The 13260-nt window shown below is 61.2% G+C and carries 15 protein-coding genes; 7 read left to right on the forward strand and 8 right to left on the reverse strand.

The window, feature by feature from the left end:
• Positions 1 to 19 precede the first annotated feature (19 nt).
• The 3 genes from GJU48_RS21030 (at position 20) to GJU48_RS21040 (ending at position 2484) form a co-directional block, all read left to right on the forward strand.
• The gene (locus tag GJU48_RS21030) at positions 20 to 436 is read left to right on the forward strand and encodes a membrane lipoprotein lipid attachment site-containing protein (protein ID WP_083356655.1); all 417 of its coding nucleotides are present in this window, start codon (positions 20 to 22) and stop codon (positions 434 to 436) included.
• A 170-nt stretch (positions 437 to 606) separates the two neighbouring features.
• The gene (ypfJ, locus tag GJU48_RS21035; protein ID WP_094951664.1) at positions 607 to 1497 is read left to right on the forward strand and encodes a KPN_02809 family neutral zinc metallopeptidase; all 891 of its coding nucleotides are present in this window, start codon (positions 607 to 609) and stop codon (positions 1495 to 1497) included.
• Entirely contained in the window at positions 1498 to 2484 is a 987-nt protein-coding gene (locus tag GJU48_RS21040; protein WP_094951663.1) for a hypothetical protein, read from the forward strand. It begins immediately after the preceding gene.
• A 160-nt stretch (positions 2485 to 2644) separates the two neighbouring features.
• Here GJU48_RS21040 and GJU48_RS21045 read toward each other — a convergent pair whose 3' ends face one another.
• From GJU48_RS21045 to GJU48_RS21055, 3 genes are read right to left on the reverse strand one after another with little or no spacing between them, the layout of a single operon-like run.
• Positions 2645 to 3232 carry an HAD family hydrolase gene (locus GJU48_RS21045; protein ID WP_094951662.1) on the reverse strand — a complete coding sequence of 196 codons (588 nt, stop codon included), beginning with the start codon at positions 3230 to 3232 and terminating at the stop codon, positions 2645 to 2647.
• Complete coding sequence (gene tesB / locus GJU48_RS21050) at positions 3229 to 4098, reverse strand: acyl-CoA thioesterase II (protein WP_094951661.1); 870 nt, start codon at positions 4096 to 4098, stop codon at positions 3229 to 3231. The genes GJU48_RS21045 and tesB overlap by 4 nt, the downstream gene beginning before the upstream one ends.
• Positions 4099 to 4139: 41 nt before the next feature.
• Complete coding sequence (locus tag GJU48_RS21055) at positions 4140 to 4709, reverse strand: GNAT family N-acetyltransferase (protein ID WP_094951660.1); 570 nt, start codon at positions 4707 to 4709, stop codon at positions 4140 to 4142.
• A 75-nt stretch (positions 4710 to 4784) separates the two neighbouring features.
• Here GJU48_RS21055 and GJU48_RS21060 point away from each other — a divergent pair, with 75 nt between their 5' ends.
• The gene (locus GJU48_RS21060; RefSeq protein ID WP_094951659.1) at positions 4785 to 5705 is read left to right on the forward strand and encodes a histone deacetylase family protein; all 921 of its coding nucleotides are present in this window, start codon (positions 4785 to 4787) and stop codon (positions 5703 to 5705) included.
• 170 nt (positions 5706 to 5875) lie between these two features.
• The gene (locus GJU48_RS21065) at positions 5876 to 7126 is read left to right on the forward strand and encodes a TIGR03862 family flavoprotein (RefSeq protein ID WP_094951658.1); all 1251 of its coding nucleotides are present in this window, start codon (positions 5876 to 5878) and stop codon (positions 7124 to 7126) included.
• 94 nt (positions 7127 to 7220) lie between these two features.
• Here GJU48_RS21065 and GJU48_RS21070 read toward each other — a convergent pair whose 3' ends face one another.
• Positions 7221 to 8555 (reverse strand): DEAD/DEAH box helicase, encoded by a 1335-nt coding sequence (locus tag GJU48_RS21070; protein ID WP_094953636.1) that lies wholly within the window; start codon positions 8553 to 8555, stop codon positions 7221 to 7223.
• Positions 8556 to 8603: 48 nt separating this feature from the next.
• On the reverse strand, positions 8604 to 9506 hold the full coding sequence (gene yedA, locus GJU48_RS21075; protein WP_094953635.1) for a drug/metabolite exporter YedA: 903 nt from the start codon (positions 9504 to 9506) through the stop codon (positions 8604 to 8606).
• 160 nt (positions 9507 to 9666) lie between these two features.
• On the opposite strand from yedA, the gene GJU48_RS21080 reads away from it, so the two are divergent.
• Positions 9667 to 10128, forward strand: a complete 462-nt coding sequence (locus tag GJU48_RS21080) for an Lrp/AsnC family transcriptional regulator (protein ID WP_094953634.1) — start codon at positions 9667 to 9669, stop codon at positions 10126 to 10128.
• A 275-nt stretch (positions 10129 to 10403) separates the two neighbouring features.
• On the opposite strand, the gene GJU48_RS21085 is transcribed toward GJU48_RS21080, so the two are convergent.
• The 3 genes from GJU48_RS21085 to GJU48_RS21095 form a co-directional block, all read right to left on the reverse strand.
• On the reverse strand, positions 10404 to 11015 hold the full coding sequence (locus tag GJU48_RS21085) for a 3'-5' exonuclease (RefSeq protein ID WP_094953633.1): 612 nt from the start codon (positions 11013 to 11015) through the stop codon (positions 10404 to 10406).
• 42 nt (positions 11016 to 11057) lie between these two features.
• On the reverse strand, positions 11058 to 11534 hold the full coding sequence (locus GJU48_RS21090; protein WP_083356641.1) for a LabA-like NYN domain-containing protein: 477 nt from the start codon (positions 11532 to 11534) through the stop codon (positions 11058 to 11060).
• 117 nt (positions 11535 to 11651) lie between these two features.
• Positions 11652 to 12410, reverse strand: coding sequence for a DUF2076 domain-containing protein (locus GJU48_RS21095; RefSeq protein WP_094953632.1), 759 nt, complete (start codon positions 12408 to 12410; stop codon positions 11652 to 11654).
• A gap of 180 nt (positions 12411 to 12590) precedes the next feature.
• Between GJU48_RS21095 and GJU48_RS21100 the strand changes: the two genes are divergently transcribed.
• On the forward strand, positions 12591 to 13250 hold the full coding sequence (locus GJU48_RS21100; RefSeq protein WP_094953638.1) for a YciC family protein: 660 nt from the start codon (positions 12591 to 12593) through the stop codon (positions 13248 to 13250).
• Positions 13251 to 13260 lie beyond the last annotated feature (10 nt).

Below are 13260 nucleotides of genomic sequence, written 5' to 3' on the forward strand. Positions count from 1 at the left end.
TAACCAAGGCCTTGCTGCTATGAAAAAAACACTCTTTGTGCTTTCTGCCCTCGCCCTGCTCACCGCTTGTAACCAAGAGCCCAAGGAAGCGCCCAAACCCGCTCCGGCCTCGGTGCAAGCCACCCTGGTACCGGCCACCCCGCCCACCGACAAATGGGTCGGCAAGTGGATCGGTGTCGAAGGCCTGAACCTGACCATCGCCAAAGACGACAGCATCGGCCGTGGCCATTACCTTTTAACCATGCAATACGGCCTCGACGCCGACGACTCCGGCACCTTCAAGGGTGAAGCCAACGAAGACGGCATCGCCTTTACCCGCCCGGACGGCCCGCAGCAGTTGAGCGCCGGCGACGGTGAAGCCACCGGCCTGAAATGGCTGGCGGATAAAAAGGATTGCCTGATCGTCGACACCGGCGAAGGTTACTGCCGCGACTGACTAGGCGTTGCTGACACAACGTTCATCTGGCGCCCCTGCCTGCACGGCCTGACAGCAGCGATACTAGGTAACTCTCGTCTCTTGTCGGACAGCCGGGCTGGCGCCATTCAAACGCACCAACAACACTGCTCTTAGAAAAGTGAGCACAGGATCAACGAGAGGATTGCCCCATGCTATGGAAAAAAGGCCGACGCAGCGACAACGTGGTAGATGCCCGCGATGACAGTGGCGGCGGTGGTGGTGGCGGCATGCGGTTTGGCGGCGGCAAGGGCCTGAGCCTCACGGCCATCGTGCTGATCGTCGGGATTGGCTGGCTGACCGGGCAGGACCCGTTGCAGATCCTCGGCCAGTTGACCGGCCAGGTGGAGCAAGCGCCCTCGGTAAGCACGCAATCGCGCCAGGCCCCACCGGCCAACGATGAGCAGGCCGATTTTGTACGCGCGGTACTGGGCGATACCGAGGACACCTGGGGCCAGGTGTTCAAGGAAAACGGGTTGGCCTACAAGAACCCGAAACTGATTTTGTTCCGTGGCCGGGTGAATTCCGCCTGCGGTGGCGCCACCTCGGCCAGCGGCCCGTTTTACTGCCCGGCTGACCAACAAGTGTATTTGGACCTGGATTTCTTCCGGGAAATGTCGCAACGCTTCCAGGCCGCCGGCGATTTCGCCCAGGCCTACGTGATCGCCCACGAAGTCGGGCACCACGTGCAAACGCTGCTGGGCATCTCGGCCAAGATTCAAGCCGCGCGCCAACAGGGCCGGCAGATGCAAGGCGACGGCGGCCTGCTGGTGCGCCAGGAACTGCAAGCCGACTGCTTCGCCGGGGTGTGGGCCAACCGTGCGCAAAAACGCCTGAACTGGCTGGAGCCCGGCGATATTGAAGAAGCACTGAATGCTGCCAACGCCATCGGTGATGACCGTTTGCAGCAACAGGGTCAGGGCCGCGTAGTGCCGGATTCGTTTACCCACGGTACCTCGGCACAGCGGGTTCGCTGGTTCAAGACCGGCTTCGCCCAGGGCCAGATCACTCAATGCGACACGTTTACAGCGAAGAGTCTTTAGATGAATAAACGATTGGGATTGCTGTTCGGCTTGATGATTGCCTGTTCCTCCTCCACCTGGGCCGCCGAGAAAGAGCATGGCGTCAAGGTGGTCAGCCCCGATCGTTTTCACCTGGATGCCGGCGACCTCAGCCTGGGTTTGAGCCAAGACTGGAACCAGCCACTGCCCAACGTCACCCGCGCGCTGATCATCGTGCACGGCCGCCTGCGTAACGCACAGACCTACCTGCAAAGCGGCGAAGATGCAGCCGAACACGCCGGGGTTGCTGCCAATACCCTGGTGATCGCGCCGCAGTTTCTCAATGAGTCAGACATAAAGCGCAACCACCTGGGCAATCAGGTGCTGCGCTGGAATGGCAATGGCTGGATGGCCGGCGAGCCGTCCACCGGCCCAGGCCAGGTCAGTTCCTACGACGCGCTCGACCAGATCATCAAGCACCTGGGCAACCGCAAACTGTTCCCGGCGCTGAAACAAATCGTAGTCGCCGGCCACTCCGGCGGCGGCCAAGTGGTGCAGCGTTTCGCCCTCACCGGCCACGACCACCCGATGCTGCAAACCGAAGGCATCAGCCTGCGTTACGTGGTGGCCAATCCATCGTCCTACGCCTATTTCAGCCCACAGCGCCCGGTGAAATTCGACGCGGCCAGTTGCCCAGGCTTCAACGACTGGAAGTACGGCATGCAAAACCTGCCGGACTACGCCAAGGGCCAGAGTGCCCAGCAGCTTGAGCGGGCTTACGTGTCACGCGACATCACCTACCTGCTCGGCCAGCAAGACACCGACCCCAACCACCCGGCCCTGGATAAAAGCTGCGAAGCCGAAACCCAGGGCGCGTATCGGTTGATTCGTGGGCACAACTATTTTGACTACCTCAAAGCGCGCCATCCGCAACTGACCCAGAAGCTGGTGGAAGTGCCGAGGGTTGGGCATGACGGGGATGGGATGTTTACTTCGTCTGAGGGCGAGAAAGCGTTGTTCCCGAAGTAAAAATAGCTGACGAAACCGGAGCAAAATGTGGGAGAGGGCTTGCCCGCTCCCACATTGGTTTTGTGGTGTTTGGTTATCCGAAGTAAAAATAGCTGACGAAACCGGAGCAAAATGTGGGAGAGGGCTTGCCCGCTCCCACATTGGTTTTGTGGTGTTTGGTTTAAATCATCTGGCGCAGCACCGCGCAATCCGCCGCGTGCCAATCCGCCAACTCGGGCCACGGGTTCTCCGGCAAGTTAACCAATACCGTCTTGGCCCCTGCCGCCCGGCCACAATCCAGGTCAAAGCGGTAATCCCCGACCATCACCATCGCATCGGGAGAAACATCCCAAGCTTCCGCCAATTTCAACAATCCACCCGGATCCGGCTTGGGCGGCGCATCATCGCGGCCCAATACGTCTTCGATGGCAAAGCAATCCGCCAGGCCAATCGCTTCCAGGGTGATATGCGCCAACTCCCGCGCATTGCGGGTCAGGATGCCCAGGCGATAACCGCGCCCAGCCAACTCGCGCACCAACTCCACCGCACCCACAGCGGCAACCGAACCGAGCGCCAGCTCGCGCTCATGCTCAAGCAGCCAGGCATGCTTGGCCGCCGCCACCTCAGCCGGCAACGCTGCCAAATGGGTGAGAATGTCGTCCTCGGGTGGGATCTCCAAGGCCACGCGGATCGCTGCAAAGTCATGCACGGCCACCGTGAGGGTGCCGTCCATATCAAATACCCAATGCGTTACGTCCGACAGGCTCATGCCCAATCCTTGCGATGGCGAATCAACCCTTCCTGGGTCACCGACGCCACCAGTTGCCCGGCGCGGTTGTACACGCTGCCGCGCGAGAAACCGCGCGAGTTACCAGCCCACGGGCTGTCCATGGCGTACAGCAACCAGTCGTCGGCGCGCAGGTCGGCGTGGAACCACAGCGCGTGGTCGAGGCTGGCGACCTGCATGTCTTTCTGCCACACGGTCTTGCCATGGGGCAGCAGCGAGGTGGTCAACAAGCCGAAGTCCGAGGCGTAGGCCAGCAGGTATTTATGCAGCGCCGGTGAGTCAGCCAGGGCGCCGTCGGCACGAAACCACACGTACTTCACCGGGTCGGACGGCTGCGGGTTGTACGGGTCTTTCTCGGTGACCGGGCGCACTTCGATCGGCTTGGGGCACAGCAGTTTTTCACGCATGTGCTCCGGGATCAGGTGCGCACGCTGCTTGGTCAGCTCCAGCTCCGACGGCAGGTTTTCCGGGCCGACCACCACGGGCATGGTGGTCTGGTGCTCAAAGCCTTGTTCGTCGTACTGGAACGAGGTGGTGCAGGTAAAAATCGGGTTGCCCTTCTGGATCGCCGTGACGCGGCGCGTGCTGAAACTGCCGCCATCGCGCACGCGGTCCACCGAATACACCACCGGCAACGAAGCGTCGCCCGGACGTAGGAAATAGCCATGCAGGGAGTGAACATGCCGCGCTGCTTCTACGGTCTGGCTGGCGGCCGACAGCGACTGGCCGAGCACCTGGCCGCCGAACAGTTGGCGAAAACCCAGGTCCTGGCTGCGGCCGCGAAAGAGGTTTTCCTCGATCGGCTCCAGGGTCAGCAAGTCCACCAGATCTTCCAATACTTGGCTCATAGAGCAACTCCTACAACAATCGATAGGGCATTCCGGGCTGCTTATCCGTGCAGCGTGTCCAACCATTGGGCGCGGGTGATGCGGTACAAAACATGATGGCGCAGCGGGTCATCGGCTGCGACCTTGGGGTGTTCAAAATCTGCCTGCGGATCGTAATGCATACCGATGGCCTGCATGACTTTTTGTGATGGCAGATTGGTTTCGGTGGTAAAGGCGAGGATCTCATCCAATTGCAACCGGTCGAAACCACAGCGCAGCGCAGTCCAGGCCGCTTCACTGGCGTAACCCAGGCCCCAATGCTCGCGGGCCAGGCGCCAGCCAATTTCTACCGCCGGGGTAAAGTCTGCTTCAAAGCTCACATTCAGCAGCCCGGTCAGGCCAATAAATTCGCCGGTGTCCTTGCGCTGCAAGGCCCACAGGCCAAAGCCGTATTCGGCGAAATGCCCGCGAATCCGGCCGATCAGCGCGGCGCTTTCCAGGTGGTTGAGCTTGGCCGGGAAATAACGCATCACCTGCGGGTCGGCGCACATGCGTGCAAATTCCGGCAAGTCGCTGTCGCGCCATTGGCGCATCAGCAAGCGTGCGCTTTCCAATTCCAGTATCGGCTCCATGGGTCCCCTCCCTTGCCATGTGCGTGAGTGTACAGCGCTGGTAAGATCCTTCGCAGGTTCCCGTCAGAAAATCCCATGCCCTTGCCCTTGATCTACCACGATGACTACAGCCCCGAGTTCCCGGCGGACCACCGGTTCCCGATGGACAAGTTTCGCCTGTTGCGCGACCACTTGGTGGACAGCGGCCTGACCGAGGACGGCCAATTGCTGCGCCCCGAGCTGTGCCCGGCAGAGATTCTGGCCCTGGCGCATGAACCTGGGTATATCGAACGCTACATGAGCGGCGCGTTGTCCCGTGAAGACCAGCGGCGCCTCGGTCTACCCTGGAACGAGGCCCTGGCCCGGCGCACAGTGCGCGCGGTCGGCGGCTCGATACTGGCCGCCGAACAAGCGCTGGAACACGGCTTAGCCTGCCACTTGGCCGGCGGCACCCACCACGCCCACTACGACTACCCCGCCGGCTTTTGCATCTTCAATGACTTGGCGGTGATCAGCCATTACCTGCTGGCCAGCGGGCGGGTCAACCGCGTGTTGATCTTCGACTGCGACGTGCACCAGGGCGATGGCACCGCACGCATCCTCCACGACACGCCGGATGCCATCACCGTGTCGCTGCATTGCGAAAAGAACTTCCCCGCGCGCAAAGCCCAGAGCGACTGGGACATCCCGCTGCCCATGGGCATGGGCGATGCCGATTACCTTAAAGTCGTGGACGATGCGCTCAACTACCTACTGCCGCTCTACCAACCCGACCTGGTGCTGTACGACGCCGGCGTTGATGTGCATAAAGATGACGCCCTCGGTTACCTCAAGCTAACAGACGCAGGCGTCGCCGCCCGTGATGAAAGCGTGATGCGCCACTGCCTGGGTCGCGACATTCCGGTGATGGGCGTGATCGGCGGCGGTTACAGCAAAGACCGCCCTGCCCTGGCCCGCCGCCACGGCATCCTGCACCACAGCGCACAACGGGTATGGACGTCATCAGGTTGTCATTGAACTGTGCGCGTTACCCACAATGCCTGTGGAACGGCCTGTGGATAACTTGAGCGTAAGGGCCTGAAAGCGAGTAGCCATATGGCCTGTAGGAAAGTGTACGTTTTTTGATCAGGCAGCTCCGCCGTCGTCGGGTAGAATGCTCGGCCTATTCAGCGACCGTAGCCTTGCCCATGCCTCAGCACCCTGCTCATCACGTCACTATCATCGGCGGCGGCCCCGCCGGGCTGATGGCCGCTGAAGTCTTGAGCCAGGCGGGCGTGCGGGTGGAGCTGTATGACGGCATGCCGTCAGTGGGGCGCAAATTCCTGCTGGCGGGCGTGGGCGGCATGAACATTACCCACTCCGAAGCGTACCCGGCCTTTCTGTCGCGCTACGCCGAACGCGCACCGCAGATGGCGCCGTTGCTGCGCACGTTTGGCGCCGAAGCGTTGTGCGAGTGGATTCATGGTTTGGGCATTCAAACCTTTGTCGGCACCTCTGGGCGCGTCTTTCCTACCGACATGAAAGCCGCCCCGCTGCTGCGCGCCTGGCTCAAGCGCCTGCGCGATCAAGGCGTGGTTATCCACACCCGGCATCGCTGGCTGGGCTGGACAGCAGACGGCGGTTTACTTATCCACAGCCCGGACGGCGAAAAAACTGTGCACAGCGATGCCGTGTTGCTGGCGTTGGGCGGCGGCAGCTGGTCGCGTCTGGGCTCCGACGGCGCCTGGCTCAAAGTGCTGGAAGACAAAGGCGTGCCCTACACCCCACTGCAACCGAGCAATTGCGGCTTCGAGGTGTCGGCCTGGAGCGAATTGATGGTGAGCAAATTCGCCGGGGCGCCGTTGAAAAACGTCGCCATTGGCCTGGCGGATGACAAACCTCGGCTGGGGGAATGTGTGGTCACGGCCACCGGGATCGAGGGCAGTTTGATCTACGCACTGTCGGCGCCGATTCGTGAAACGATCAACCGCAACGGCTCGGCCACGGTGCATATCGACCTGCTGCCGAGCAAGCCGCTGGATAAAGTCCAGGCAGCATTGGCCAAGGCGCGTGGCTCACGCTCAATGAGCAAGCACTTGCACAGTCAGTTGGGGTTGGATGGGGTGAAGGCGGCGCTGTTGCGTGAACTGGCGCCCGCCGAGCACTTCAATGATCCGGCGCAGTTGGCGGTGGACATCAAGGCGCTGCCGCTGACACTGGTGAAGACACGGCCGATGGATGAGGCAATCAGCACGGCGGGTGGTGTGCCATTTGAGGCACTGGATGAGCGGTTGATGCTCAAGCAATTGCCCGGCGTGTTTTGTGCCGGGGAGATGCTGGATTGGGAAGCGCCGACAGGCGGGTATTTGCTGACGGGGTGTTTTGCCAGCGGGCGGGCGGCCGGGCGAAGCGTTCTAGAGTGGCTGGCCTCGACCCACTCAGCAATAGAACGCCTTTAAGGCGTTATCAACCCCGGTAAATGTTCCGCCGTTTGTTGATAACGCTCAATCCGCCCCCACTAGCTCGCCAAGCCTTCGTTAATTAACGAAAAACTTACTTCTTCTTACGTGGCCCCGTATTAAAAACAGGCACTTTACGCACCGGTTTAATCGACGGTTCCGACGGCGCCACTTCGCCACTGTCCACCCACTTACCCAAATTGCGCTTACCGCCGCCACCGGACGCCTTAGGTTTCTTCGGTTTTTTCGGCTTCTTCACCACTTGCCCACTGGCATCGGTGTCCGGCACGCGGTGCTCAGGCTCAAAGTCCGGCTCCATCTTGCGGGTCAGTGTCTGACGCGTGAGCATCTCGATGGCCGACAGCATGTTCACCTCATCGGCGCACACCAGCGAAATTGCCTCGCCGGTGTTGCCCGCGCGGCCAGTACGGCCGATACGGTGGATGTAGTCCTCAGCCACGATCGGCAAGTCAAAGTTGACCACCATCGGCAAGTCTTCAATGTCCAAACCACGGGCCGCCACGTCGGTGGCCACCAGAATCTGAACGTCGCTGGATTTGAAGCGGTCCAGTGCGCGCTGGCGGGTCGCTTGGGGTTTGTCGCCGTGGATGCCGTCGGCATTGATGCCCAGGCCCTGCAACTTATCTACCAGCGCATCCACGCCGTTACGGGTCTTGGCGAAGACCAGCACCTGCTTCCAGCGGCCTTTGCGCATCAGGTGCACAAACAGCTCCGCCTTGCGCTTCTTGTCCACCGGCACCACCCACTGCTTCACAGTGTTTGCGGCGACGTTGCGCGGGCTGACTTCGACGGTCAGCGGGTCGTTGAGCATCTGCCCGGCCAGCAGGCGGATTTCATCGGAGAAGGTCGCGGAGAACAGCAAGGTCTGGCGCTTTTTCGGCAGCATGCGGTAGATGTTCGCCAGTTCTTCCGAGAAGCCCAGGTCGAGCATGCGGTCGGCTTCGTCCAGCACCAGGGTTTGCAGCTGGTTGAGTTTCAGCGCGTTCTGGCGGAACAGGTCGATCAGGCGGCCAGGCGTGGCGACCAGAATGTCGACGCCCTTGCGCAGCTTCATCATCTGCGGGTTGATGCTCACGCCGCCGTACACGGCGTAAGTGGTCAGCGGCAGGTGTTGGGCGTATTCGGCGACGCTGGCGTGAACCTGCTCGGCCAGCTCGCGGGTCGGGCACAGGATCAGCGCACGCGCCGAGTTGGCGGCGACTTTCGGCCCTTCCATCGTCAGCAATTGCAGGAGCGGCAGGGCGAAACCTGCGGTCTTGCCGGTGCCGGTCTGGGCCGCGGCCATCAGGTCGCGACCGGCCAGCACCGCCGGAATGGCTTGCGCCTGCACCGGCGTCGGGGTCTGGTAGCCAAGCGTCTCAAGGGCGCGCAGCAAGGGTTCGATCAGGCCAAGGGTGGCGAAAGTCATGTGTTTACCGTAGGAAAAATTCAGCGCAAGTCGCAATTGCGCCGCAGTTTACCTTATTTCCGGCTTGGGCTTGGGCTTGCGCCACTGAGGCAGGCTGATCAATAGCACCGCGCTGATGATCACCAGCATGGCCAAGGCTTCTTCCATGCCGATGGTCTCGCCGACGAACACAATCCCCAACAACACCGCCACCGCAGGGTTCACATAGGCATAACTGGTCGCTGCCGCCGGGCGCACATGCTTGAGCAAATACATATAAGCATTGAAGGCGATGATCGAGCCGAACACGGCCAGATACGCCAAAGCGAGCCAGCCCTCAATCGGCGGGATGGAATGCAGTCGCTCACCGGTCAGTGCACTGCCCACCAGCAACAAGACACCGGCAATGATCATCTCGGCCGCGCTGGCCATGGCGCCCGGCGGCAGCGGCAAATGCCGGCTCCACACCGAGCCGAAGGCCCAGGAGGCCGCGGCAAACAGCAACAACATCGCACCGGTTGGGCTCGATTGCAGGTTTGAGCCCATGTTGAGCATGGCAATGCCGATAATCCCCAGCACCACCCCGGCCCACTCCAGGCGGGTATTGCGCGCGCCCCAGAAATAGCCGCACAACAAGGTGAACAACGGCACCGTCGCCACCGCCAGTGCGGCCACACCCGAGGCAACGCCCGTGTGCTCGGCCACCGTCACCGCGCCATTACCAAAGGTCAGCAGCAAAACGCCGATCTTGGCGGCGGCCTTCCACTGCACCCATGTCGGCGCAGGTGCGCCGCGCCAGCGCAAAAAGCCATACATGGCCAACCCCGCCACCAGGAATCGAATCCCGCCCAGCATCAGCGGCGGCCAGTACTCAACACCGATTCGAATCACCAGGTAGGTAGAACCCCAGATCACATACAGCGCAAAAAAAGCGGCGATCAACGGCAAGGGAAAGCGACGTGGGCCAGGCATTGGGTAGCTCTGCGGCAGGAAATTGGAGGCTTATTCTAGAAAGGCAGCCCGATAAACTTAAGTTACAAAACCTGTTTAAAGCGCCCATACACTTTTCAAAACATGGTTATGAACGCTATAACCCGTGTATTCGAAAGCCACGCGCAAATGGAGCCTTATCATGGACAAATACGACCGCATGCTCCTCAGCGCCCTGCTCAAGGATGGCCGCGCGTCCTACGCCGAACTGGCTCGCACCGTAAACCTCTCCGCCCCCGCCGTGGCTGAACGCGTGGCCAAGCTTGAGGCCAGCGGCGTGATCACCGGGTATCAGGCCAAGGTGGACCTGTCCAAAATCGGCTTGCCGATCCAGTGCGTCATCGAACTGAGGCTGACCAACCATGGCAGCCAGAAGGTGTACGACGCCCTGGCTGAAATCCCCGAGCTGACCGAGTGCCACCGGGTGACGGGCGACCCATGCGTGATCATGCAGGCGGCGGTGGGCTCGATGCCGGAATTGGAGAATTTGATTAATCGGATCGCGAAGTTTGGGTTCAGCAAGACCTCGATCATCCTCTCAAGCGCGATAGAGCGACGGGTGCCGTTGGGGCAGTTGGAGGGGAACGGGAAAAATGGTGGCTGAACGATCGTTCCCACGCTCTGCGTGGGAATGCCGCCCTGGACGCTCTTGAAGTCGTGACGCGGAGCGTCACAGGAGGCGTTCCCACGCAGAGCGTGGGAACGATCATCGCAAGGTTTAGAACCCTGGGGCAGTTGGAGGGGAACGGGAAAAATGGTGGCTGAACGATCGTTCCCACGCTCTGCGTGGGAATGCCGCCCTGGACGCTCTTGAAGTCGTGACGCGGAGCGTCACAGGAGGCGTTCCCACGCAGAGCGTGGGAACGATCATCGCAAGGTTTAGAACCCGCGATGCTTCTTCAGGTGTTCATTGATCTTCGCCGCCGGCACTTTCTGCAAGGTGCACAGCAGGTCGTGGGACAGTTCGCGCAACCCATGCGTACCGCGCAATTGCTCGGCCAGGTGCGCCGTGAGGTTGGCCGCCATTTCCGCATCCGCCATCGCCCGGTGAGCCTTGCCGGTGTGGGGCAGTTGGGCGTAGCTGTTGAGGGTGCCGAGCTTGTGGTTCGGCGCCGCCGGCATCAGGCGACGGGCCAATAACAGAGAGCAGGCGAATTTTTGCAGACGGGTGCGGCGGATCAGGCCCAGTTCGAAGTCCCAGAACTTCTGGTCGAACGCGGCGTTGTGCGCCAGCAGTGGCGTGGTGCCGACGAATTCGTTGACTTCGTTCATCACCCGCTCGGCCGGTGGCGCGCTGCGCAACATGGCGTTGCTGATGCCGGTGAGTTGCTCGATAAAGCCCGGCACGCGCACGCCTGCATTCATCAGGCTCTGGTAGCGGTCCACGATTTGGCCACGCTCGAGGATAACCACCGCGATTTCCGTGGCCCGGCAGTGGTTGCTCGGGGTGATGCCGGTGGTTTCAAAGTCGATGACCGCTATACGTTCCAAACCTGTTCCAACTCCGTCTAACAATTTATTGAGCCACCGCGCTTATTTGAGCAGCAGCGCGCCTTCGATCGGCACGTAGCGGCTGGCCGCGCGTATCAGTGAGTTGGCCGTTAGCCCCGGCACGCCGTAGGCCACGGCTTCGACGCCATGCTTTTGGATGATGCGGTCGAGCAGCATGTCGAAATCACCGTCGCCGGAGGCCAGCACCACTTCGTCGACGTGGTCGGCGGCGTCCATGATGTCGAGGGTGATGCCCACGTCCCAGTCGCCCTTGGCCGAGCCGTCGGCGCGCTGAATGTACGGTTTGAGTTTTACCGTAAAGCCCAGGTTGCGCAGGATCTGCTGGAATTGCTGCTGCTTGCTGTCGCCGCGGTCGATGGCATAGGCATAGGCCTCGACGATCTGGCCGCGCGAACTGATGTCAGCCCACAGGGCCGCATAGTTGAAGTGGCAGCCGTAGGCCTGGCGCACGGTGTAGTAGAGGTTTTGTACATCGGCGAACACCGCAATTTTCTTCACCGCACTTCCTCATGACAGCCAGGCGCCAGCGCCCGGAAAGGCGCCAGTATGCCAGCCATGGGAAAGTTTCAGCGAAAAATCAGCCCGGGGCGACGAAGCGCCCCGGTTGAGTGCGGGTCAGACGAAGGAATCGTCGTCGCCAAAAGAGGAGGAATCGTCGGCATAGTCGTTGTCGGCGAAGCTGTCGGAGTTGTCGCTGCCCCAATTGTCATTGCCGGCAAACTGCTGGTCATCGTTGCCGCCGCTGCTGTTGTCACTGGCGGGCGCCGGCTCTTCGCGGATGATTTCTTCCACCACTTGCGGCTGTTGCGAGTTGTGGTTGAACAAGCTGCTGATGCCTTCGGCTAGCATCACACCACCGGCCACGCCAGCGGCGGTTTTCAGCGCGCCACCGAGGAAGCCGCTGCCAATGGGCGCTGCGGGTGGTTGCTGGTAATTCTGCTGCGGGGCGCCGTAGTTCTGCTGCTGCGGCGCAGGCTGGCCAAACTGAGGCCGCGCCGGTTCACGCCAGCCACCCGATGAAGGCGGGGCGCTTTGTGCGGGCTGCGAATCGCGAGAACCGCCGCCGCCAAAGATGCTCGACAGAAACCCGCCGCTGCTCGGTGCAGGCTGCGCAGTTTGTGATTTGGCCTGCTGCAACTCGTCCTGCAACTGCTGGATCTGCTGCGCCTGTTGCTTATTCTGCGCGTCGAGGCTTTTGATCGCGTGCTCTTGCACCAGGATCGACTGGGTCATGTAATACCCGGCGGCCGGTTGGCGAGTCATGTGCTCCTTGATCCGCGCTTCGGCCAGGGCGTCGCGGGGGGCTGAGTCCGTTTCGGCTTGCTGCAACCGTGAAAACAGTCCATCGATCAGGGTTTGCTCTTCGCTGTTCATGGCGACCTCGTTAGATTGCCGGTAAAAATCATGGGCCCGCCTGTACTCAAGCGAGCTACGCGCTAGTTATGGGGCTGTTACCAGACGTTTCAATGGTCTTTACGCAAGGTTTACGTTTGCTTACGGCTAGTCATGATCGGTTAAAGTGTGGGCCTTGCTTTTAGGCCTGTGATGAACCTGATGAATCCGTTAGACGTATTGCGCGACTCCTTCCGTTTCACCCAACGCAACCTGGGCGCCATCGTCCAGCTGTGCCTGCCGTTGGTGATCCTCGAAGCCCTGCTGCAGCAAGTGCTCGACCACACGCTCGGCCCGGATGCCTTCCCCGGTTACAGCGTCATCGTGGGGTTGTTGGTGTACCCGCTGTACACCGGCGCGCTGATCCTGTTTCTCGATGCACGTACCCGTGGCGAGTCGCCAAGCACTAAAGCTGTGTGGGCCATGGCCTTGGCCCTGTGGCCACGTTACGCCCTGCTGACGGCACTCAGCACATTGCTGATTCTGTTGGGCCTGTCGCTGTATTTCCTGCCGGGCCTGTGGCTGATGGTGGTGCTGGCGTTTGCCGAATACCTATTGGTGCTGCGCGGCATGCCGGCGCTGGAGGCAATGAAGGAAAGCTTTCGCCTGACCCGTGGGCATTTCTGGCGAATCCTGGTGTGCCTGCTGTGCGTGATGACGCCACTGTGGCTGCTCAAAGGCGCCAGCGTAGCGGCCTACCCTGATCCTGCGCCGCTGCTGGGCGTACTGATCGACAGCGCCCACAGCTTCCTGCAACTGTTTACCAGCGTGGTGCTATTCCGTTTATTCATGCTGATCGGTGGCGATGCCGACGCGCGGTGATATGCTCCTG

Origin of the sequence: Pseudomonas sp. IB20, assembly GCF_009707325.1 — a bacterium.
In the GTDB taxonomy this organism is placed as follows: domain Bacteria; phylum Pseudomonadota; class Gammaproteobacteria; order Pseudomonadales; family Pseudomonadaceae; genus Aquipseudomonas.